This is a genomic window from Pseudomonas sp. GW821-FHT10C09 (assembly GCF_059415465.1).
Map to the genome: position 1 here is coordinate 16,244 of NZ_JBWKNG010000022.1, position 20,402 is coordinate 36,645.

The following is a 20,402-nucleotide window of genomic DNA, read 5'->3' on the forward strand; positions in this document are numbered from 1 at the left end:
TCGCTCCCACAAGGTTCTTACTTCAGGTGTTGCTTCAGTTCTTCAGAGGCTTGCAACATCGCCGAACGCACCGCAGGCACCTGGCTCACCACATTGAGCAAACCGTAGTCGTGGATCATGCCGTTGTAGCGAACCGACGTCACCGGCACCCCGGCCTCATCAAGTTTGCGAGCATAGGCTTCACCCTCATCGCGCAGAACGTCGGCGCCCGCCGTCTGCACCAGTGCCGGTGGCAAGCCTTTCAGCTGTGCGGTGGTTGCCCGCAGTGGCGAGGCGTAGATCTCGTTTCGCTGGTTGGCGTCCGTGGTGTAGTTGTCCCAGAACCACTTCATCGCGTTTTTGGTGAGGAAGTGCCCCTCGGCAAACTGGTTGTATGACGCCGTTTCGAAGTTCGCATCCGTCACCGGCCACAGCAGCACCTGGAACTTGATCGCCGGCGTGCCCTTGTCCTTGGCCATCAGCGCAACCACTGCCGCCATGTTGCCGCCGACGCTGTTGCCGGCTACGGCCAGGCGCTTGCTGTCGACGTTGATCTCTTTGCCGTGCTCGGCCACCCATTTCGTCGCGGCGTAAGCCTGGTTGATCGCTACCGGGTAATGCGCTTCCGGCGACGGGGTGTAATTGACGAACACCGCAACCGCCCCCGAGCCCGATACCAGGTCACGCACCAATCGTTCGTGGGTCGGGAAGTCGCCCAGCACCCAGCCACCGCCGTGAAAGAACATGAACACGGGCAACTCGCCCTTGACCCCGGCCGGCCGGACGATGGTCAGGCTGAGCGGTTGGCCGTCGACTTGAATGGTCTTCTGGCTGACATCGGCTTTTGGCAGCGTCAGTTTCACTCCGGCTTGCGCACCCACCAGTACGGCGCGGGCGTCTTTGGGGGAGAGTTGTTCCAACGGCTTGCCGGTGCCGGCATTCAGAACGTCGAGGAAGGCCTGGGTGTTGTGTTCAACACCGTCGCCTGCGAACGCGTTGCCGATGGACAGGGCGAGAAGGGTGCCGGTCAAGACTTTGCTGAAAGTGTTCATGTTCATTTCCTGTTCGGGCCTTGGGATCAGCGATTAGACGGTGACGTGCAGGCGCACATCGACGTTGCCACGGGTGGCGTTGGAGTACGGGCAGACCTGGTGGGCCGCGTCGACCAGGGCTTTTGCGTCGGCTTGTTCAAGACCTGGAAGGCTGATGTGCAGATCGATGTCCAGACCGAAACCGCCAGGGATTTGGCCGATGCCGACATGGGCGGTGATCGAGGCGTCGTTCGGGATGATGCGTTTGGTCTGGCTGGCAACGAATTTCAGGGCGCCGATGAAGCAGGCGGAGTAACCGGCTGCGAACAGTTGCTCAGGATTGGTCGCAGCGCCGCCCGCACCGCCGAGTTCTTTCGGGGTAGCGAGTTTGACGTCGAGGATGTTGTCGCTGGAAACAGCACGACCATCACGGCCGCCAGTGGAGGTTGCGATTGCGGTGTAGAGAGTTTGCATGGTGTGAGCCTCATTCGGGTTTGGGTGATTTGCGCTAAATGTTTGCGCGCTAAGTAAGTGCGAAGTGAATGTATCGCGCAAGTATTTAGCGCGCAATATAAATTTTCGAAAAAGTTTTGGGCGGAATTTGGGCGGGCGATGTGAAGGGCCGAGCTAGAGCGGTCGAGGTGGGGTTTTCAGGATTGAAATTTTTTTGAGGAGGGGCTGATCGAGGTTGGAAGGGGCACCACAATTCCAATGTGGGAGCGAGTCTGCTCGCGAAAGCAGGGTGTCAGTCGACATCAATGTTATATGTCACACCGCTTTCGCGAGCGGGCTCGCTCCCACAGGGGATCTATGGTGGCAGGAGGGTCAGAGGCTACCTTGCAAATTGCCGCGCAGCACTTGCAGCTCCGCTTGCAGCTTGTTCAGCCGTTCCACGGTCATCCCGCTGGCGCCGAGGATGCACTGCGGAATGCTCCGTGCCTTTTCCCGCAAGGCGCGGCCTTGATCGGTGAGTTCGACGATCACCACCCGTTCGTCTTCGCGGCTGCGGGTGCGGCTGAGCAGACCTTCGACCTCCAGGCGTTTGAGCAACGGGGTCAATGAGCCGGGATCGGTCAGCAGTCGCGTGCTGATTTCCCCGACGGTCAAACCATCGCGTTCCCACAGCACCATCATCGCCAGGTATTGCGGATAGGTCAGGCCCAGCGCTTGCAGCAGCGGTTTATAGACCTTGGTCATCAGCAGCGACGTCGAGTGCAGGGCGAAACAGGCCTGATTATCCAGCAGCAGTTGTTCGCAGGTATCCGGGGTGTCGCGTTCGGTGGTCATCTCAAAAGCCTTGATCGGTAATCTTCATGAATCTAGCGGGCGAATCTTTAATGCGCCAGATAATTCTGGACTAGTGGCGATCCAGCGTGTTTTGCAACGCCAGGTCCCACGGTGGGATAGGGCTGAAGCGGGTCTTGAGGTATTCCAGCAACAGCCGGCTGCGCGAGTTGGGCTGTTGCGCCAGTCGCAAGGCATAGATGCCGGCGCTCTCCGGTTTGGGCAGCCCGTTATCGCAGAACAGCGGCAGCAGTTCACCGCGCAGCAGGTATTCGCTGGCCAGCCAGGTCGGCAGATGGGCGATGCCCAGTCCGGCCAGGGCGCCACAGAGCAACGCCTCGGCATTGTTGGCGCTCATGCGGATCCGCGCCGGACGGTGCAACTGCATCTGCCCATCGCGTTCGAAGCGCCAGGCGAAGGGCGGGGCGAGGCCATCCCAATCGAGGCCGTCGTGATCGACTAATTGTGCCGGCTCGGTTGGCACACCGCGGCGTTGCAGATAGTCCGGGCTGGCGCAGGCAACGCGCACCAAGCTCGCCAGTGGTGTGGCCACCAGCCGGGTGTCGGCCATCTGCCCGGCGCGCAACACCAGATCGACCTTGCCCAGGTTCAAGCCCTGCATGTCGACGAAGCTGTCGATCAGGTGCAATTGAACGTCGAGGCCGGGGTATAGCATCAGGAAGTCGGCAATCACCGGGGCCAGATGCCGTCGCCCGAATGCCGCGGGCGCATCGATCCTGATCAAGCCTTCCGGCGCGCTGCTCAGGGACACCGCTTCGGCGCGGGCCAGCCGGAGTTCTGCGACGATTCGTCGGGCGCGCTCGGCAAAGGCCAGGCCCGCCGGGGTCGGCATCACTGCGTGTGTGCTGCGGGTGAACAACTGGCTGCCGACAGCTTTTTCCAGGCTGTCGATGCGCCGCGCCACGGCTGATGGGGTCAGGGGATGGCGGCGTGAGGCCGCAGAGAAGCTTCCGGATTCCAGTACATCAAGAAACAGCCCAAGCTGTTCGGTCAATTGATTAGGGTTCATGGTGATCACGGCTGTGCGAAGTTGGCACAGCCATTGTGCGTTGCTGTGCGTTTCCGCGCCATCGAGGACTGCGTAGCATGAACACCCTGTCAAAAGAGGAATCGCCCGTGATCGAGTTTGTGATGTATCTAGTGTTTGGCGCGGCCCTCGGCACGCTCGGCGGGTTGTTCGGCATCGGCGGCGGCTTGATCGCGATCCCGTTGCTGGGCGTGCTGTTCGGGCTAGATCAACAGATCGCCCAAGGCACCGCGCTGGTGATGGTCGTACCCAACGTCATGCTGGCGCTGTGGCGCTACCACCAGCGCAATCGCATCGAATTGCGCCACGCGTTGCCCTTGGCGACGATGGGCTTCTGTTTCGCGTGGATCGGTTCGATCTGGGCGGTCGGCATCGATGCGCAAACCATGCGGATCGGATTTGTCGCGTTCCTGGTGGCGCTGTCGGCCTACAACCTGCTCAGAATGTTCATCGCCAACACTCCCGCCTCGGCGCAGATGCATTACGGCTGGCCATGGCTGGGTGTACTCGGCGCGGCTTCCGGGGCCATGGGCGGCTTGTTTGGTGTAGGCGGGGCGGTGGTGGCGACGCCGGTGTTGACCAGCGTGTTCGGCACCAGCCAGGTGGTGGCCCAAGGCTTGTCGCTGGCGCTGGCGTTACCCAGCACCGGCGTCACCTTGGTGACCTACGCGGCGCACCATCAGGTGGACTGGTTGATTGGCGTGCCATTGGCCATCGGCGGGTTGATGAGCATCAGTTGGGGCGTAAAGATCGCCCACGCACTGCCGGAGCGACTGCTGCGCGGGTTGTTCTGCGGTTTTCTGGTGCTCAGCGCGGTGATGCTCGCGTTTAAAGTTTGAAGCCTTCGACGATGTGCTCGGCCAGGCACTCGGTGATCGGCGACGGGTTGTGCAGATTGCGCACGAGCATGATGCAGGCCTCCGGTAATTGCGGCAGGTCTTCGGCCTCACCGAGGATGCGCATGTCCGGGGTAATCAGGCTTTCCAGTTGCGCGGTCACCGCCAGCCCGGCACTGACCACGGCCATCAACGCCGACAGGCTCGAACTGTTGTAGGCAATCCGGTAATCACGGCCCATGGCATCCAGCGCATTACACGCCCACAGCCGGCAGAAACAATCACTGTTGAACATCGCCAGAGGCAGCGGCGTCTGCTCATGGGCGCTGAAACATTGCGCCTCGGCCCAGACGAAACGTTCCTTGCGCAGCAACTGGCCAATCTCGGTGCCGGGCTCGCGAGTGACGATTGACAGGTCCAGATCCTGGCGTTGCAGCAATTGTTTTGATGATTCGCAGTGAACCTCAATCTGGATCAGCGGATAGCTCTTGGCGAAACGCGACAAAATCCCCGGCAAAAAACGCATCACGTAATCGTCCGGCGTCCCGATGCGCACGGTGCCGACCATGTGCGGCTCACGCAGTGTGTTGAATACTTCGCTGTGCAGCTTGAGGATGCGCCGCGCATACCCCAGCAAAACCTGGCCTTCGGCGGTCAGTTTGACCTGGCGTCCATCGCGTTCGAACAGTTGGCGCTGCAACACGTCCTCTTCCAGACGTTTCATCTGCATGCTCACCGCCGACTGCGTGCGATTGACCAATTCACCGGCGCGGGTGAAACCGCCCTGGTCGGCGATGGCGACAAAGGTACGCAGGACATCCGTATCGATACTGGGGAAAGCCGACATCCATCAATCTCCGAGATGGTTACCATCAGAAACATTCGTTGGATTGATCTTATCGCTGAGGCGAGACTTGAGCCATCCCCAACGGAGGACAACAAGATGAAAGGTCATAACGAGGTTGTAACGGAACAAAAATTCTCAAGCCACGTGGTATCGGATCTGCTGCACAAGTTTAGTCGCTGGTACGAACTTCATCGCGAGCGCGAGCTGCTGGCGAGCCTGAGCGATGAAGCACTGAAGGACATCGGCATGAGTCGCGCCGACGTCGAACATGAATCGGTCAGGCCGTTCTGGGATGATCCGATGCATAAATGATGAGGCCATTGCTACACAAACCCCTCTCTGGTGAGGTAGGTTGCGAGCAGACACGGAGGTATTCATGCCCGCGACGCTGTCCTTTTCCAACAAGCAAGCTCGACGTCTGGCACTGGCTGCCCAAGGGTTCAACGGGCGCCAGCCGCCAGCGGCGATCAAACCGGTTCAACTCAACCGAGTGATCGAACGGCTGGGCATTCTGCAGATCGATTCGGTCAATGCGTTGGTGCGTTCGCACTACCTTCCCTTGTTTTCCCGCCTCGGTAATTACCCCTCCGACTTGCTCGATCAGGCGGCCTGGAGTCAGGGCCGACGTCGAACGTTGTTTGAATATTGGGGGCACGAAGCCTCGTTACTGCCGTTGTCGATGTATCCCCTGATGCGTTGGCGCATGCAGCGCGCTACGCGCGGCAAAGATATTTACCAGCAACTGGCGCGTTTCGGGCGTGAACAACAGGACACCATTCGCAGGGTGCTGGCCTCGGTCGAAGAACTCGGCGCGCTGGGTGCCGGAAGCTTGTCGACCCGTGAGGAACGGGCCGGGCCGTGGTGGGACTGGAGCGCGGAAAAGCATGCGCTGGAATGGTTGTTTGCCGCCGGTGAAGTAACGGTGGCGGGGCGTCGTGGGTTTGAACGACTTTATGATTTGCCGGAGCGGGTGATTCCTTCGGCGATTTTGCAGCAGCCGGAGCTGAGTGAGGCCGAGGCTCAGCGCGGGCTGTTATTGCATGCGGTGACGGCGCTGGGTGTCGGCACGGAAAAGGATTTGCGGGACTATTTTCGCTTGAACCCGGCAGACAGTCGTCCGCGTCTGGCGGAACTGGTCGAGGCTGGTGAGTTGCGGACCTGCGAAGTGCAAGGCTGGCGGCAACCGGCGTATTGCCTGCCCGAGCCGAAAGTGCCGCGCAAGGTCGAGGCCAGTGCATTGCTTTCACCGTTTGATTCGCTGATCTGGGAACGCAGTCGCACCGAGCGGTTGTTTGATTTCCGCTATCGGCTGGAGATTTACACGCCGCAGGACAAACGGGTCTACGGGTATTACGTGTTGCCGTTTTTGCACAACGAAAGGATTGCCGCGCGGGTAGATCTGCGGGCGGAGCGGGCGCTGGGGCGGCTGGCGGTACACGCGGTGCACGAGGAAGAGCCGGGGCTGGATGATGAAGGGATGCAGGCTTTGGCGGTCAATCTGCGGCGGATGGCGGACTGGTTGGGGCTTGAGCGGGTGCAGTTGAATTGTCAGCGGGTGGGTGCTGCTCGGTTGCGGGTGGCATTGGCACAGCTTGATGGTGTTTGATCTGGCCCCTTCGCGAGCAGGCTCGCTCCCACATTGGATCACCTGAACCTTGTGGGAGCGAGCCTGCTCGCGAATGAAGAGACGCGGTTTAGCGCCGAACTTGCTTCAGTGTCTCGGCAATAAGAAACGCCAATTCCAGCGACTGATCAGCATTCATCCGCGGATCACAATGGGTGTGATACCGGTCCGACAACCCGTCCTCAGTAATCGGCCGCGCCCCACCAATACATTCGGTCACGTTCTGCCCGGTCATCTCGATATGGATACCACCGGCATAACTGCCTTCCGCCTGGTGAACCTGGAAGAACTGCTTCACCTCGCCGAGGATCTGCGCGAAGTCGCGGGTCTTGTAGCCGCTGCTCGCCTTGATGGTGTTGCCGTGCATCGGGTCGGAACTCCACAGCACCTGCTTGCCTTCGCGCTGCACCGCGCGGATCAGTGCCGGCAAATGATCGCCGACCTTGTTCGCGCCCATCCGCGCGATCAGGTTCAGGCGGCCCGGGTCGTTGTCCGGGTTCAACACGTCGATCAGGCGGATCAGGTCTTCAGGGTTCATGCTCGGGCCGACTTTGACCCCGATCGGGTTATTCACCCCGCGCAGGAATTCGACGTGCGCGCCGTCGAGCTGACGGGTGCGGTCGCCGATCCAGAGCATGTGCGCCGAGCAATCGTAGTAATCGTTGGTCAGGCTGTCGCGCCGCACGAAGGCTTCTTCGTAATTGAGCAGCAGCGCTTCGTGGGCGGTGAAGAAACTGGTTTCGCGCAATTGCGGCGAAGTGTCCATGCCGCAGGCGCGCATGAACGCCAGGGTTTCATCGATGCGGTCGGCCAGGTGGCTGTATTTTTCCGCCAGCGCCGAGTTGGCGATGAAGTCCAGGTTCCACTTGTGCACTTGATGCAGGTCGGCAAACCCGCCCTGGGCGAATGCGCGCAGCAAGTTCAGGGTGGCGGTGGACTGGTGGTAAGACTGAAGCAGACGTTCCGGGTCCGGCACGCGGCTTTTCTCGTCGAAACCGATGCCGTTGACGATGTCACCTCGGTAGGCGGGCAGGGTCACGCCGTCGATGGTTTCGTCATTGGCGGAGCGCGGCTTGGCGAACTGGCCGGCCATGCGCCCGACCTTGACCACCGGGCAGCCGGCGGCGAAGGTCATGACGATGGCCATTTGCAGCAGGACTTTGAACGTGTCGCGGATTTTCGCGGCGGAGAACTCGGCAAAGCTCTCGGCGCAATCGCCGCCCTGCAACAGGAACGCGCGCCCCTGGGTCACTTCGGCAAACTGACGGCGCAACTCCCGGGCCTCACCGGCAAACACCAGCGGCGGATAACTGGCCAGGGTTTGCTCGACCTGCTGCAAATGCGCGGCGTCGGGGTATTGAGGTTGTTGCTGGATCGGCAGGGCGCGCCAGCTGTCAGGGCTCCAGGGTTGGCTCATCACGTTCTCTAGTGTTTTACGCTCGGACGGTCATGTTATCAGCAATTAGTGCGTGACCTGTTCCCGTCGCTTCGCGGACAATCGCGCCTTTGCCGCGCCCCCTCGCGGTTTTCTTGCGCTGCTGTTTATCACAGGTCGGCGCGGCAGCAATCAGGAGACGAAATGACTGAGGAGCGCGTCGAGCATCTGCTCGCCGAGGTACAGGATGAGTTCGGCGTGATACGCGTGCTGGAAGTCGCCGACTACCGTTTTCTGGAATTCGGCGATGCCATTGAGCAGAGCTGTGTTTTCACCGCTGATCCGAGCTGGCTCGAGTACGACTACACCCGGGCGATGCTGATCGGTGCGCTGTGCCACGAACAGCCTGAAAGCGCGCTGTTTCTAGGGCTTGGCGCGGGCACGTTGACCCAGGCTTGCCTGAAGTTCCTGCCACTGGAAGATGTCGAAGCGATTGAACTGCGCCCGGACGTACCGCGCCTGGCCATTGAGTACCTGGGGCTGGATGATGATCCTCGGCTGTATATCCGGGTGGGTGATGCGCTGGAGTTGCTCGACACCGCTGAGCCGGCGGACCTGATTTTCGTCGACCTTTACACCGATGTCGGTCCGGGTGTCGGGCATCTGGCGTGGAGCTTTCTGGAAAACTGTCAGAAACGCTTGAATCCGGGTGGCTGGCTGGTGATCAACCAATGGGCTACCGATGATGGCAAACCGTTGGGCGCGGCGTTGTTGCGCGGGCTTTATCACCGACATTACTGGGAACTGCCGGTGAAGGAGGGCAATGTGATTTTGATCGTGCCTTCAGAGCTGGATCAGGAACTGGACATGGGCGGTTTGATCGCCCGGGCTGAAGGGCTGGCGCCGCGATTGGGGTATTCGTTGCAGTCGCTGATCAAGGCGATTCGCCCGGCGACTTGATGTGTTGTGCGGGCGGGCCCCTTCGCGAGCAGGCTCGCTCCCACCTTTGAAATGCATTCCCCTGTGGGAGCGAGCCTGCTCGCGAAGGGGCCATCAAAGCCAGCACAGATCTCAAAGCCCTTTGAAGATACCGGGCCGCTTCTCGACCATCGACCGCACTCCCTCTTTGGCATCCTCACTCGCCAATAACTTCTTCACCAGCGGCGGCAACCCCTGCGCCGCGGCAGTTTCCCCTTCATAACGCGCCTGCCGCGCCGACATCAACGTCGCCTGCACCCCCAGCGGCGCCTGTCGGGCAATTCGTTCCGCCAATTCAATCGCCCGTGGCAGCAGATCCTCGCTGGCCATGACTTCCTGTACCAGGCCCAGATGCAACGCGTCATGCGCATCGAACTCATCGCCGGTGAGCAGCCAGCGCATGGCATTGCCCCAGCCGGCGACCTGATGCAGACGCAATGTCGCGCCGCCAAACGGGAAGATCCCACGCTGCACTTCTTTCTGGGCAAAGCGGGTGTTGCTGGCGCACAGGTTGATGTCAGCGGCCAGCATCAACTCGATGCCGATGGTCAGGCAGTAGCCTTGCGCGGCCACAATCACCGGTTTGCTGACGCGGGGGCCGGCAAAAACCCCCCACGGATCGCAGCCGCCCGGCGGGGCCTGCCAGCCTTCGGCCAACGCCGCGCTGGCACTGACCAGATCGAGCCCGGCGGTGAAATGCTCGCCATGGCCGAACACCACCGCGACCCGCGCCTCGCTGTCGGCCTCGAATTCGCCGTAGGCCAGGCTCAGTTCGTTGAGCAGTTCAAGGTCGAAGGCGTTGCGCTTGGCCACCCGATCCAGGCCGATCATCAGGACATGACCGTGTCGTTCGCGGGTGACGCGACTGCAAGCGGGCTGATTCATGGAACAATTCCTCGGGCGGGAAGGTTGTGTCAGACCGCAGGTCTGCCTGTTGACGATGAACCGTTTTAGCGCCATCACCAGCAGGGCCGGGCCTTTGAAAAATAGACCGTCTCAGGATTATCCGCAAAGCCTGTGACACAACGGTGTATCCGTCAGTTTTCCGACAAATAATGCTCCCTTTTTGGGCGAATTCCGGTATAGTGCGCGCCGGCCTTTAACCGGGCCGCGTTTAGGTAGCGCAATTCCCCGAAGTCAGCTTCGGCTGCACGTCCGCACAGCGGACTCTCCCTTGACGAATCTTTTTCATTCATTCGTTTTCGCAAATCCCCGCCGACAAAGCAGCCAGGGCGACTCTTGAGTCTTACACGGCATGCGCAGCTTTGGAGCATGGGTCTTTGCGGATGCACTTAGAGGCAGACCCATGACCCAGGAAACCGGCGGCTTCGCCGCTTTTAATCTTAATCCGAATATCCTTGCAGCCGTCATTGCGACCGGCTACGAAGAGCCTTCGGCTATTCAGCAGCAATCGATCCCGATCATCATGGCCGGCCACGACATGATTGGCCAAGCGCAAACCGGTACCGGTAAAACCGCCGCTTTCGCCCTGCCAATCCTGCATCGCATCGATCCTGCAAAGCGCGAGCCGCAAGCCCTGATCCTGGCGCCAACCCGTGAGTTGGCGCTGCAAGTAGCAACCGCTTTCGAAACCTACGCCAAGCAAATGCCGGGCGTTACCGTTGTGGCCGTTTACGGCGGCGCCCCTATGGGTCCACAACTGAAAGCAATCCGTAATGGCGCACAGATCGTTGTCGCCACGCCGGGCCGTCTGTGCGACCACCTGCGTCGTGACGAAAAAGTCCTGGCTACCGTGAACCACCTGGTTCTCGACGAAGCGGACGAAATGCTCAAACTGGGTTTCATGGACGACCTCGAAGTCATCTTCAAGGCACTCCCTGCAACCCGTCAGACCGTATTGTTCTCGGCCACCCTGCCGCAGTCGATCCGTGCCATTGCCGAACGCCATCTGCGCGATCCGCAACACGTGAAGATCCAGACCAAGACTCAGACCGTTACCGCGATCGAACAGGCTCACCTGTTGGTTCACGCTGACCAGAAGACCTCGGCTGTATTGAGCCTGCTGGAAGTGGAAGATTTCGACGCCCTGATCATGTTCGTGCGCACCAAGCAAGCGACCCTGGACCTGGCCAGTGCCCTGGAAGCCAAAGGCTACAAAGCCGCTGCGCTGAACGGTGACATTGCTCAGAACCAACGTGAGCGCGTGATCGAATCCCTCAAGGATGGCCGTCTGGACATCGTTGTGGCGACCGACGTTGCCGCTCGTGGTCTGGACGTTCCGCGCATCACTCACGTGTTCAACGTTGACATGCCGTACGACCCAGAGTCCTACGTTCACCGTATCGGCCGTACCGGCCGTGCCGGTCGCGAAGGTCGTGCACTGCTGCTGGTGACTCCACGTGAGCGCCGCATGCTGCAAGTGATCGAGCGTGTAACCGGTCAAAAGGTTGCCGAAGTTCGCCTGCCGGACGCTCAGGCTGTTCTCGATGCCCGCATCAAGAAACTGACCAACAGCCTGTCGCCGCTGGTAGCTGATGCCGAGTCGACCCACGGTGATCTGCTGGATCGCCTGACTGCCGACATCGGTTGCACTCCACGTGCACTGGCCGCTGCTCTGCTGCGCAAGGCAACCAACGCTCAGGCGTTGACCCTGGCTGCCATCGAGAAAGAACGTCCACTGGTGCCGAACAACGCACCGCGTGGCGATCGTCCAGAGCGTACCGGTGATCGTCCGGACCGTGGTGATCGCGAGCGTCGTGCTCCGGTTCCATTGGCTGAAGGTCGTGCTCGTTGCCGTACCGCGCTGGGTGCGCGTGACGGTATCGCTGCCAAGAACCTGCTGGGCGCTATCCTGAATGAAGGCGGTTTGGCTCGTGAAGCCATCGGCCGCATCCAGGTACGTGACAGCTTCAGCCTCGTCGAGCTGCCGGAAGATGGTCTGGAGAAGTTGCTGACCAAACTGAAGGACACTCGCGTTGCCGGTAAGCAGTTGAAGCTGCGTCGCTATCGCGAAGATTGATCCGCACTTGAGCTGATTGATCGCACATAAAAAATCCCCGACTGGTTCGGGGATTTTTTTTGCCTGCTTTTATGCCTGGCTTGGAGACTGAGGTGGCCTCATTCGCGAGCAGGCTCGCTCCCACAGGGGATCTTTGTATTACACAGATATTGTGTTCACTGAAGATCCCTGTGGGAGCGAGCCTGCTCGCGAAGGACGCGACTCGGTCTACCGGTCAGCCAAAACGATAAATGTCCATGCCCAACGCGCCCATGGTGAAACCCTGATGCGCAATGCTGAACTCGCCTCCGGCCCCGCGAGCAAAGTACAAAGGCAACAGATGCTCATCGCCAGGGTGATTGCGCACGGCATTGGGCGCTTGCTGACGATAATCGTGCAGCGCCGCTTCATCGTCGGCCGCGAGTTTCTCGATCATCCAGTCGCGGAAGGATTTGGCCCACGGCTCGACGCTTTCCGGGCCCGCATGCCAATCCAGTTCACGCAGGTTGTGCGTGATGCTGCCAGAGCCGATCAACAGTACGCCTTGCTGGCGCAGGCTGGTCAAGGCATGGCCGACGCGGGTTTGCAGAGCAGGGCCGCCACGCGTGGGCAGCGAGACTTGCACAATAGGGATATCGGCTTGCGGATACATCAACGTCAAAGGCACCCAGACACCGTGGTCGAACGGGCGCTTGGCATCAATGCGTGCTGGCAGATCGGCAGCCTTCAGTAATTCGACAACCTGCGTCGCCAATTGGGGATTGCCGGGTGCCGGGTACTGAACGTCGAACAACGCCTGAGGAAAGCCGCCGAAGTCGTGCCAGGTTTCCGGCTGGGGATTGCCGCTGACCAGCAGCTCATTGCTTTCCCAGTGCGCGGATACAATCACGATGGCTTTCGGTTTCGGCAATTCGGCGGCCAATCGAGCGAGCGCCGGCCCGCTGGCCCCCGGTTCCAGTGCCAACATGGGCGAGCCATGGGATATGTACAGGCTGGGGAACATGAAAGAGCTCCTGAGGGGTAAGATGGCGTCATCTTCAGTCAGATCATTGATCTAAATCTAATATAAGTTTTAGGGTCTTTTGATCGAATTTTCGGGATTAATTATGCAGCCGGAGTTTTGGCACAAGCGGTGGACGACGAATCAGATCGGCTTTCACCTGCCGGAAGTGAATCCTTATCTGCAACGGTACTGGCCGCAGCTGGCACTGGAAGAGGGCTCGCGCGTACTGGTGCCGCTATGCGGGAAGAGCCTGGATCTGCTGTGGCTGGCAAAGTGCGGTCACGAGGTGTTGGGCGTCGAGCTGTCGGAAAAAGCGGTAGAAGACTTTTTCCACGAGCATCAATTTGATCCGGACGTCAGCGACCAAGGTCCCTTCACGGTCTATCGAGCGGGCTCGATCGAGATCTGGTGTGGGGATTTCTTCGCGTTGACGGCCGGTGATGTTGCCGATTGCAGCGCGCTGTACGACCGCGCTGCACTGATAGCCTTGCCGCCGAAGATGCGCGAGCAATACGCCGAGCACTTGAAGCGGATTTTGCCGAAGGAGTCGCTGGGGGTGCTGATTACCCTGGACTACGACCAGGCGCAAATGGAAGGCCCACCGTTTGCTGTGCTGGATGATGAGGTGCAGCGGTTGTTTGGTAGCTCGTGGTCGCTGAAGATTCTGGAAGATCAGGATGTTCTGAGTTCGAGCGGGAAATTCCTCGAGGCGGGCGTTACTCGGCTTGAAGAGCGGGTGTATCGGGTTTCCAGCCATTAAGGTGTGTTGAGTTTGCTGCCCCCTTCGCGAGCAGGCTCGCTCCCACAATGGATCTTGGGTGAACACAAATTGTGCAATCACAGACGATCTGTGGGAGCGAGCCTGCTCGCGAAGGGGTACTAATGAGCACCGCATCAACCCGGTAAATAAAAAAGGCCCGCATCACTGCGGGCCTTTTTTTGCTGCTGAACAATCAGCGCTGAAGTCGATGCAGCGCGTTGATACGCTCTTCCAGCGGCGGGTGGCTCATGAACATCCGGGCGAACCCTTGCTTGATGCCACCGTTGATGCCAAAGGCGTTCAAGGTGTCCGGCATGTGTACCGGCAGGCCTTGTTCGGCGCGCAGGCGTTGCAGGGCGCCGATCATCGCGGCAGTACCGGCCAGGCGTGCCCCGGCTTCGTCGGCACGGAATTCACGCTTGCGCGAGAACCACATGACGATGGAGCTGGCCAGAATGCCCAGGACCAGTTCGGCGAAGATGGTTGCCACGTAGTAGGCAATCCCCTGGCCTTCTTCGTTCTTGAAGATCACCTTGTCGACGAAGTTGCCGATGATCCGCGCGAAGAACATCACGAAGGTGTTCACCACGCCCTGAATCAGCGCCAGGGTGACCATGTCGCCATTGGCCACGTGGCCAATTTCGTGGGCCAGCACGGCTTTCACTTCATCGGGCGAGAAACGCTCCAGCAAGCCCTGGCTGACCGCGACCAGTGCGTCGTTCTTGTTCCAGCCCGTGGCGAACGCGTTCGCCTCGTAGGCCGGGAAAATCCCGACTTCAGGCATCTTGATCCCGGCTTCTCGGGACAATTGCTCGACGGTTTGCAGCAGCCATTGCTCGTGACGGGTGCGTGGCTGGGTGATGATCTGGGTGCTGGTGCTCATCTTCGCCATCCATTTGGAGATGAACAGCGAGAACAGCGAACCGGCAAAACCAAAGACCGCACAGAAAATCAGCAGCTGATTGAGGTTCAGATCAACCCCGTTGGCCGCCATGAACCCGTTGAAGCCGAAAAGGCTCAGGGTGATGCTGGCAATCAGCACGACCGCCAGGTTAGTGGCCAAAAACAGCAGGATGCGCATCATGGTTGTAGAAATCTCCTCGTGCTAAAGATGTAGCTTACTGCGGGGTATATAAGGTGCTGCACCGGGCTATTCAACCGGGTGACTATTTCAAACTGTGTCCTACGGCAACAGTCTAGCCGCTTGAAGGCCTTTTCCGACGCAGGCATGGGAAATGTTTGACAGGCAAAGCGTGGCTCAGGCCCCGTGGTTGTTAGACGCGAGCACCCAACCAGTGACCAGGCATGACTTGAAGCAAGGATGTGCGGCAGGGCGCAGAGATGTGTTGCTGAATTAATCACCGCGCGACTTTCGCAAAAAGTCGCACGGTGACAGACCCTTTACTGACGGTAGGACTTGAGGAAGCTGCCGATCCGCCCGATGGCCATCTCCAGGTCATCCACGCGCGGCAGGGTCACCACGCGGAAGTGGTCCGGCCAAGGCCAGTTGAAGGCTGTGCCCTGAACCACCAGCAGCTTCTCGGAGAGCAGCAGGTCGAGCACGAACTTCTCGTCGTTATGGATCGGGCAGACTTTCGGGTCGATCCGCGGGAACGCATACAGCGCGCCCATCGGCTTGACGCAGGTGACGCCCGGAATGTCGTTGAGCAGTTCCCAGGTGCGATTGCGCTGTTCCAGCAAGCGGCCCTGCGGCAGCACCAGGTCATTGATGCTCTGATAGCCGCCCAGCGCGGTCTGGATCGCGTGCTGGCTCGGCACGTTCGCACACAGGCGCATGTTGGCCAGCATGTCGATGCCTTCGATGTAGCTCTGCGCGTGATGTTTCGGGCCGGAGATGGCGATCCAGCCGGAACGGAAACCGGCCACGCGATAAGACTTGGACAGACCATTGAAGGTCAGGCACAGCAGGTCCGGGGCCAGGGACGCGGTGCAAATGTGCACGGCGTCGTCGTACAGAATCTTGTCGTAGATTTCATCCGAGAACACCACCAGGTTGTGCTGGCGCGCCAGTTCGAGCATGCCCAGCAGCACTTCCCTGGAATACACCGCACCGGTCGGGTTGTTCGGGTTGATGATCACCAGCGCCTTGGTGTTCGGCGTGATCTTGGCCTTGATGTCGGCCAGGTCCGGCCACCAGTTGGCCTGTTCGTCGCACAGGTAATGCACCGGGTTGCCGCCGGACAGGCTGACCGCGGCCGTCCACAGCGGATAGTCCGGGGCCGGCACCAGCACTTCGTCGCCGTTGTTGAGCAGGGCCTGCATCGACATCACGATCAACTCGGAAACGCCGTTGCCCAGGTAGATGTCTTCGATGCCGACGCCTTCAACCTGCTTCTGCTGGTAGTACTGCATCACCGCTTTGCGCGCGCTGAACAGGCCTTTGGAATCGCTATAGCCCTGGGCGGTCGGCAGGTTGCGGATCACGTCCTGGAGGATTTCGTCCGGCGCTTCGAAACCAAAAGGCGCCGGGTTGCCGATGTTCAGCTTGAGGATGCGATGACCTTCCTCTTCCAGGCGTTTGGCGTGCTTGAGCACTGGGCCGCGAATGTCGTAGCAGACGTTGGCGAGCTTGTTCGATTTGCTGACCTGCATGGCGATGTGTTCCCGAAAATGAACGATCCAGGCGGTGTATGAACTACCGTACTGGGAATCCTGCGTATTCACACAGGCCTGACGCCTTGAGATGCAGCACCCATAAATCCGTTTGAATGCGCGTGGTCTGGCTGCCAGACTGGCGTTTGACGAGGCGCAATCATACGTGCCGCCCGATCCGTGGAAAAGGTACAGATCGGGCTTTTTCAGTTGCCGAGGTGTGAAGATGGAAAAGTTGGAAAAAACCCTGGAAGAATGGAAGGCAATGCTCGATCCGGAGCAGTACAACGTGTGCCGCCTCAAGGGCACCGAACGGCCGTTTTCCGGTAAATACAACGGCACCAAGACAGACGGCGTTTATCACTGCATCTGCTGCAACGAGCCGCTGTTCGACTCCAAGACCAAATTTGACTCCGGCTGCGGCTGGCCGAGCTTCTTCGCGCCGATCGGCGACAGCGCCATGGTCGAGATCCGTGACGTCAGCCACGGCATGATCCGCACCGAAGTGGTCTGTGCCCAATGCGATGCACACCTGGGGCACGTGTTCCCGGACGGTCCGCCGCCGACCGGCCTGCGTTATTGCATCAACTCGGTGTGCCTGGATCTGGTGCCGCGCGAATAATGTGAGCGCTGTAGGAGCACGGCTTGTCGTGCTTCCATTGATTTATTAAATTGCACACAATTCAATTGCTCGCTATGTTTAACGTCTTCTTTCATCAAGAGTGCAAGTCATGACCGACAACCTGCTGAGCATCCCGTGCACCACCATCAAGGGTGAGCAAAAGACCCTGGCCGATTACGCCGGCAAGGCCGTACTCGTGGTCAATACCGCCAGCAAGTGCGGCTTCACTCCGCAATACAAAGGTCTGGAAGAATTGTGGCAAACCTACAAGGACCAGGGCCTGGTGGTGCTCGGCTTCCCGTGCAACCAGTTCGGCAAGCAGGAACCCGGCAATGAAGGCGCGATTTCCGAATTCTGCGAATTGAATTTCGGTGTCAGCTTCCCGCTGTTCAAGAAGATCGAAGTCAACGGTGACGGCGCGCATCCATTGTTCGTTCAACTGAAAAAACGCGCCCCGGGTCTACTGGGCTCGCAGGGCATCAAGTGGAACTTCACCAAGTTCCTGATCGGCAAGGACGGTCAGTTGGTCAAGCGCTTTGCCCCGGCGACCAAACCGCAGGACCTGAGCCGCGAGATCGAAGCCCTGCTCAAATGAACAGCCTGTCAGTCGATTCGCTGAAGCTCGACAGTCAGCTCTGCTTCAAGCTGTACGCCGCTTCCCGGGCGGTGATTCGTGCCTACAAGCCGATGCTCGACCAACTCGGCCTGACCTATCCGCAATACCTGGCCATGCTGGTGTTGTGGGAATGGCAGGAGGCGGCCCCAGAGCAACCGACCGTCAAGGCGCTGGGCGAACGCCTGGCGCTGGATTCCGGCACCCTGACGCCGTTGCTCAAGCGACTTGAGCAATTGCAACTGGTGCAGCGTCAGCGGTCGGCTCGCGATGAGCGTGAGGTGCACCTGAGTCTGTCAGCTGCCGGCAAGGCGCTGCGTGATCAGGTTGGCCCGCTCAAGGCGCGCCTGTTGTGCGACAGCGGGGTGGATCTGGATCGCCTGAGTGATCTGCGTAATGGTCTCGATCATTTGCTGGGGCAGATCAAGGCACTGTCGTAGTCGGAACCCAAAGATCAAGCAGCGCGGCCAGTTCTTCGCGGCGGAAGGGTTTGGCCAGGTAGTCGCTCATGCCCGCCGCACGGCAGCGTTCGCGTTCCTCGGACATGGCGTTGGCGGTCAGCGCGACGATCGGCAGTTGCGGCCAGCGTCCGCTGCGACGGATTTGCCGACTGGCTTCGTAGCCGTCCATCACTGGCATGTTGCAGTCCATCAACACCAGGTCGAAGTCGCTTTGCTCCAGTTGATCCAGTGCTTCGGCCCCGTGAGCGGCGACGATGACCTCGCAGCCGAGTTTGCCGAGCATGCCCTTGGCGACCAGCTGATTGACCGGGTTGTCCTCCACCAGCAATACCCGTCCGCGCCGCTGGTGGGGAAGGGCTTCGATCCGCGCGCCATTGATCATCGTGGTTTCGGGCTGCAAGACCCGCCGCAAAGTCTGATACAGCGCATTGCGCGCCAGCGGTCGTGCCTGTTGCTGCAAAGGGGCGAGGGCGCTCGCCTGTTCGCTCGGCATGAAGTTGCCATAAGCGGTTACCAGCAGAATCGGCGCGTCAAGCGTGGGGCGTAGGCCGAACAGGCATTCGGGGCAGTCGGTGATCAATACGTCAGGTTCAAGCCCGAGTAGCGAGTCATCGATGGAGCGCTGCTGATAGTCGAGTCCCCACGCCGGCAGCAGGGTTTTCAGCAGCTCGGCCAGGCCGCTGCTGGCAGCGGTGATGGCAATGATCTTGCCGGACAGCGGTGCCGGGGATACGGCGCGAGTATGAGCGGGCAGCGGCAGGTCGGCGCAGAACTGACTGCCAAAACCGGCTTCCGAGCTGATCGTCAGGCGTCCCTGCATGGCTTCGCAGAGGTTGTAGGTCAGGGCCAGGCCCAGCCCCGTACCGCCGAACTGCCGGGTAATACCGGCGCCGGCCTGGGTAAATGGCTGGAAGATCTTGACCTGGGCATCGTGGGCGATCCCGATGCCGGTATCGCAGACTTCGATTCTGACGCCCTCTTCGAAGGCAGACAGACGCAAATCGACCCGACCGAAGCGGGTGAACTTGAGCGCATTGGATAACAGGTTACTGACGATCTGCCGCACCCGCGTCGGGTCCCCCAGCACCAGCGCCGGAAATTGCGGATCGATCAGGCACGTCAACTCCACGCTCGGCGCCGCATTCTGCGACAGCAGGTTGGCGGTGTCTTCGACCAGCGCGCCAAGGTCGAACGGAATGTGTTCGAGTTCCAGTTGGCCGGCATCGAATTTCGACAGGTCGAGAATATCGTTGAGCAGTTCAACCAGCACTTTGCCCGAGTCATGGGCGATCGACAGTTGTTGCTGTTGTTCGGCCGTGAGCGGGCCGTCCAGCGACAACGCGATCATCCCCAACAGACCGTTGAGGGGCGTGCGGATTTCATGGCTCATGTTGGCCAGAAAGACCGAACGTGCTTCAGCCATCTCGATGGCCGTGGTGCGCGCGACTTCCAGCTCCTGATTGGATTGGCTGAGCCTGGCATTGATCGCCTTGAGTTCCGCCGTGCGTGCCGAAACGATGTTTTCCAGTTGGCTGAGGTAGTCGGTCAGACGGTTTTCGGCGTTGCGTCGTTGCTGGATTTCGGTGGCGATGTTTTCGAATTGCTGGTTGGCGACTTTGACCAGCACACCGATTTCATCGTTTTCATGCCCCGCCGGGTATTCCAGCCAGGTTGGCTCCGCGCTGCGCGGATCACGGCCACTGAGTTCGCGGATGACCCGCACCAGGGGCTTGGTCAGCATCACGTAGAACAGCGCCAGCAGAATGCCTGTCAGGATCAGGCTTCGGGCGAAGCCGTTGAGCAGTGTCACTTCGGCCCGGCGCAGGAAGCGGCTGCCGAAGGCGTAGGTGTCGACTTCCAGTTGCAAGGTCCCGAGCGATTCGTTGGGCAGGTGATCGAGAAACAGACGGTCTTCGAACTGCCGATTGGCGCCGAACAGGAAGTCGCTGATCACTCGATAGCCACTTTGCGCGCTCGGGCGTTTGACGCTGGCCAGCACGGTATTGTTGTTGTCGGTGAGTGTCGCGCTGAGGATTGCCGGTGAGCGCACCAGGCCCATGGTCAGTTCCTGGGCGAGTTCGGCGTCGATGTTGTAGGCGATGCGCGAGGCGGGGTTGTGGCTGATTTCCAGCAAAGACAGTATTTCGCGGTTGATGGAGGCGTCTTCGCTGGCATAATCGATACCTATTTGCAGCAGGCTGAGCAGCGTGCCCAGAATGAAACCGACCAGCACAGTAAGCCTGGCTTGCTTGTATGACAGCCGGTGGGTGAATTTGATGTCCATGGGGTGTTGAACCACTTCCGTTTCCTTTCGCTGCTCAAGCATAGTCGATCATGCATGGATTCCGATGTTCTCGCGAACCCCTGAG

General features: G+C 59.9%; 20 protein-coding genes. 9 read left to right on the top strand and 11 right to left on the bottom strand.

Going from position 1 to position 20,402, the window contains the following annotated elements; translation table 11 throughout:
• Positions 1–17 precede the first annotated feature (17 nt).
• The 4 genes from AC07N8_RS21945 to AC07N8_RS21960 all read right to left on the bottom strand — a co-directional run bounded on the left by AC07N8_RS21945 (position 18) and on the right by AC07N8_RS21960 (position 3,324).
• Positions 18–1,031: an alpha/beta hydrolase gene (locus tag AC07N8_RS21945; protein WP_483841258.1), complete on the bottom strand. Its 1,014-nt coding sequence runs from the start codon at positions 1,029–1,031 to the stop codon at positions 18–20.
• A gap of 33 nt (positions 1,032–1,064) precedes the next feature.
• Positions 1,065–1,484: an organic hydroperoxide resistance protein gene (locus AC07N8_RS21950; RefSeq protein WP_493145844.1), complete on the bottom strand. Its 420-nt coding sequence runs from the start codon at positions 1,482–1,484 to the stop codon at positions 1,065–1,067.
• Between the two features lie 351 nt (positions 1,485–1,835).
• Positions 1,836–2,297 (bottom strand): MarR family winged helix-turn-helix transcriptional regulator, encoded by a 462-nt coding sequence (locus AC07N8_RS21955; RefSeq protein WP_493145845.1) that lies wholly within the window; start codon positions 2,295–2,297, stop codon positions 1,836–1,838.
• Positions 2,298–2,367: 70 nt separating this feature from the next.
• Positions 2,368–3,324 carry a LysR substrate-binding domain-containing protein gene (locus AC07N8_RS21960; protein WP_483841255.1) on the bottom strand — a complete coding sequence of 319 codons (957 nt, stop codon included), beginning with the start codon at positions 3,322–3,324 and terminating at the stop codon, positions 2,368–2,370.
• Positions 3,325–3,431: 107 nt separating this feature from the next.
• Between AC07N8_RS21960 and AC07N8_RS21965 the strand changes: the two genes are divergently transcribed.
• Positions 3,432–4,181, top strand: a complete 750-nt coding sequence (locus tag AC07N8_RS21965) for a sulfite exporter TauE/SafE family protein (protein ID WP_483841454.1) — start codon at positions 3,432–3,434, stop codon at positions 4,179–4,181.
• Here the strand turns inward: AC07N8_RS21965 and AC07N8_RS21970 are convergent.
• A complete protein-coding gene (locus tag AC07N8_RS21970) occupies positions 4,171–5,025 on the bottom strand; it encodes a LysR substrate-binding domain-containing protein (protein WP_027925721.1) in 855 nt (284 codons plus the stop codon). The genes AC07N8_RS21965 and AC07N8_RS21970 overlap by 11 nt on opposite strands.
• 96 nt (positions 5,026–5,121) lie before the next feature.
• Here AC07N8_RS21970 and AC07N8_RS21975 point away from each other — a divergent pair, with 96 nt between their 5' ends.
• Both AC07N8_RS21975 and AC07N8_RS21980 read left to right on the top strand, forming a co-directional pair.
• Positions 5,122–5,337, top strand: coding sequence for a DUF1127 domain-containing protein (locus tag AC07N8_RS21975; RefSeq protein WP_483841254.1), 216 nt, complete (start codon positions 5,122–5,124; stop codon positions 5,335–5,337).
• 64 nt (positions 5,338–5,401) lie between these two features.
• Positions 5,402–6,631, top strand: coding sequence for a winged helix-turn-helix domain-containing protein (locus AC07N8_RS21980; RefSeq protein ID WP_493145846.1), 1,230 nt, complete (start codon positions 5,402–5,404; stop codon positions 6,629–6,631).
• Positions 6,632–6,719: 88 nt separating this feature from the next.
• Here the strand turns inward: AC07N8_RS21980 and AC07N8_RS21985 are convergent, their stop codons facing one another.
• Complete coding sequence (locus AC07N8_RS21985; protein ID WP_123432632.1) at positions 6,720–8,066, bottom strand: class II 3-deoxy-7-phosphoheptulonate synthase; 1,347 nt, start codon at positions 8,064–8,066, stop codon at positions 6,720–6,722.
• Positions 8,067–8,228: 162 nt separating this feature from the next.
• Between AC07N8_RS21985 and AC07N8_RS21990 the strand changes: the two genes are divergently transcribed.
• A complete protein-coding gene (locus AC07N8_RS21990) occupies positions 8,229–8,984 on the top strand; it encodes a spermidine synthase (RefSeq protein WP_493145847.1) in 756 nt (251 codons plus the stop codon).
• Between the two features lie 111 nt (positions 8,985–9,095).
• On the opposite strand, the gene AC07N8_RS21995 is transcribed toward AC07N8_RS21990, so the two are convergent.
• A complete protein-coding gene (locus AC07N8_RS21995) occupies positions 9,096–9,887 on the bottom strand; it encodes a crotonase/enoyl-CoA hydratase family protein (RefSeq protein WP_483841252.1) in 792 nt (263 codons plus the stop codon).
• Between the two features lie 421 nt (positions 9,888–10,308).
• Between AC07N8_RS21995 and AC07N8_RS22000 the strand changes: the two genes are divergently transcribed.
• Positions 10,309–11,982 carry a DEAD/DEAH box helicase gene (locus tag AC07N8_RS22000; protein ID WP_007943712.1) on the top strand — a complete coding sequence of 558 codons (1,674 nt, stop codon included), beginning with the start codon at positions 10,309–10,311 and terminating at the stop codon, positions 11,980–11,982.
• 214 nt (positions 11,983–12,196) lie between these two features.
• Here the strand turns inward: AC07N8_RS22000 and AC07N8_RS22005 are convergent, their stop codons facing one another.
• Positions 12,197–12,964 (bottom strand): DODA-type extradiol aromatic ring-opening family dioxygenase, encoded by a 768-nt coding sequence (locus tag AC07N8_RS22005; RefSeq protein WP_483841251.1) that lies wholly within the window; start codon positions 12,962–12,964, stop codon positions 12,197–12,199.
• Positions 12,965–13,067: 103 nt separating this feature from the next.
• On the opposite strand from AC07N8_RS22005, the gene AC07N8_RS22010 reads away from it, so the two are divergent.
• Positions 13,068–13,724: a thiopurine S-methyltransferase gene (locus tag AC07N8_RS22010; RefSeq protein WP_493145884.1), complete on the top strand. Its 657-nt coding sequence runs from the start codon at positions 13,068–13,070 to the stop codon at positions 13,722–13,724.
• 193 nt (positions 13,725–13,917) lie between these two features.
• On the opposite strand, the gene htpX is transcribed toward AC07N8_RS22010, so the two are convergent.
• Positions 13,918–14,808: a protease HtpX gene (htpX, locus tag AC07N8_RS22015; RefSeq protein ID WP_027925729.1), complete on the bottom strand. Its 891-nt coding sequence runs from the start codon at positions 14,806–14,808 to the stop codon at positions 13,918–13,920.
• Between the two features lie 317 nt (positions 14,809–15,125).
• On the bottom strand, positions 15,126–16,337 hold the full coding sequence (locus tag AC07N8_RS22020; protein ID WP_140670926.1) for a pyridoxal phosphate-dependent aminotransferase: 1,212 nt from the start codon (positions 16,335–16,337) through the stop codon (positions 15,126–15,128).
• A gap of 226 nt (positions 16,338–16,563) precedes the next feature.
• Here AC07N8_RS22020 and msrB point away from each other — a divergent pair, with 226 nt between their 5' ends.
• From msrB to AC07N8_RS22035, 3 genes are all read left to right on the top strand, one after another.
• Positions 16,564–16,959, top strand: coding sequence for a peptide-methionine (R)-S-oxide reductase MsrB (msrB, locus tag AC07N8_RS22025; protein WP_493145848.1), 396 nt, complete (start codon positions 16,564–16,566; stop codon positions 16,957–16,959).
• 109 nt (positions 16,960–17,068) lie between these two features.
• Entirely contained in the window at positions 17,069–17,554 is a 486-nt protein-coding gene (locus tag AC07N8_RS22030; RefSeq protein WP_483841250.1) for a glutathione peroxidase, read from the top strand.
• On the top strand, positions 17,551–18,012 hold the full coding sequence (locus AC07N8_RS22035) for a MarR family winged helix-turn-helix transcriptional regulator (RefSeq protein WP_483841249.1): 462 nt from the start codon (positions 17,551–17,553) through the stop codon (positions 18,010–18,012). The genes AC07N8_RS22030 and AC07N8_RS22035 overlap by 4 nt, the downstream gene beginning before the upstream one ends.
• Here AC07N8_RS22035 and AC07N8_RS22040 read toward each other — a convergent pair.
• Positions 17,996–20,317, bottom strand: coding sequence for a hybrid sensor histidine kinase/response regulator (locus tag AC07N8_RS22040; protein ID WP_483841452.1), 2,322 nt, complete (start codon positions 20,315–20,317; stop codon positions 17,996–17,998). The genes AC07N8_RS22035 and AC07N8_RS22040 overlap by 17 nt on opposite strands.
• Between the last annotated feature and the right edge of the window lie 85 nt (positions 20,318–20,402).

What these genes read in the sequence shown, in the direction of transcription:
- AC07N8_RS21960 (WP_483841255.1), bottom strand. Translation starts at nt 3,324, where the DNA reads ATGAACCCTAATCAATTGACCGAACAGCTTGGGCTGTTTCTTGATGTA.
- AC07N8_RS22005 (WP_483841251.1), bottom strand. Translation starts at nt 12,964, where the DNA reads ATGTTCCCCAGCCTGTACATATCCCATGGCTCGCCCATGTTGGCACTG.
- htpX (WP_027925729.1), bottom strand. Translation starts at nt 14,808, where the DNA reads ATGATGCGCATCCTGCTGTTTTTGGCCACTAACCTGGCGGTCGTGCTG.
- AC07N8_RS22000 (WP_007943712.1), top strand. Translation starts at nt 10,309, where the DNA reads ATGACCCAGGAAACCGGCGGCTTCGCCGCTTTTAATCTTAATCCGAAT.
- AC07N8_RS22010 (WP_493145884.1), top strand. Translation starts at nt 13,068, where the DNA reads ATGCAGCCGGAGTTTTGGCACAAGCGGTGGACGACGAATCAGATCGGC.
- AC07N8_RS21990 (WP_493145847.1), top strand. Translation starts at nt 8,229, where the DNA reads ATGACTGAGGAGCGCGTCGAGCATCTGCTCGCCGAGGTACAGGATGAG.
- AC07N8_RS21975 (WP_483841254.1), top strand. Translation starts at nt 5,122, where the DNA reads ATGAAAGGTCATAACGAGGTTGTAACGGAACAAAAATTCTCAAGCCAC.
- AC07N8_RS21945 (WP_483841258.1), bottom strand. Translation starts at nt 1,031, where the DNA reads ATGAACACTTTCAGCAAAGTCTTGACCGGCACCCTTCTCGCCCTGTCC.
- AC07N8_RS21980 (WP_493145846.1), top strand. Translation starts at nt 5,402, where the DNA reads ATGCCCGCGACGCTGTCCTTTTCCAACAAGCAAGCTCGACGTCTGGCA.
- AC07N8_RS22030 (WP_483841250.1), top strand. Translation starts at nt 17,069, where the DNA reads ATGACCGACAACCTGCTGAGCATCCCGTGCACCACCATCAAGGGTGAG.
- msrB (WP_493145848.1), top strand. Translation starts at nt 16,564, where the DNA reads ATGGAAAAGTTGGAAAAAACCCTGGAAGAATGGAAGGCAATGCTCGAT.
- AC07N8_RS21970 (WP_027925721.1), bottom strand. Translation starts at nt 5,025, where the DNA reads ATGTCGGCTTTCCCCAGTATCGATACGGATGTCCTGCGTACCTTTGTC.
- AC07N8_RS22040 (WP_483841452.1), bottom strand. Translation starts at nt 20,317, where the DNA reads ATGGACATCAAATTCACCCACCGGCTGTCATACAAGCAAGCCAGGCTT.
- AC07N8_RS22035 (WP_483841249.1), top strand. Translation starts at nt 17,551, where the DNA reads ATGAACAGCCTGTCAGTCGATTCGCTGAAGCTCGACAGTCAGCTCTGC.
- AC07N8_RS21955 (WP_493145845.1), bottom strand. Translation starts at nt 2,297, where the DNA reads ATGACCACCGAACGCGACACCCCGGATACCTGCGAACAACTGCTGCTG.
- AC07N8_RS21995 (WP_483841252.1), bottom strand. Translation starts at nt 9,887, where the DNA reads ATGAATCAGCCCGCTTGCAGTCGCGTCACCCGCGAACGACACGGTCAT.
- AC07N8_RS21950 (WP_493145844.1), bottom strand. Translation starts at nt 1,484, where the DNA reads ATGCAAACTCTCTACACCGCAATCGCAACCTCCACTGGCGGCCGTGAT.
- AC07N8_RS22020 (WP_140670926.1), bottom strand. Translation starts at nt 16,337, where the DNA reads ATGCAGGTCAGCAAATCGAACAAGCTCGCCAACGTCTGCTACGACATT.
- AC07N8_RS21985 (WP_123432632.1), bottom strand. Translation starts at nt 8,066, where the DNA reads ATGAGCCAACCCTGGAGCCCTGACAGCTGGCGCGCCCTGCCGATCCAG.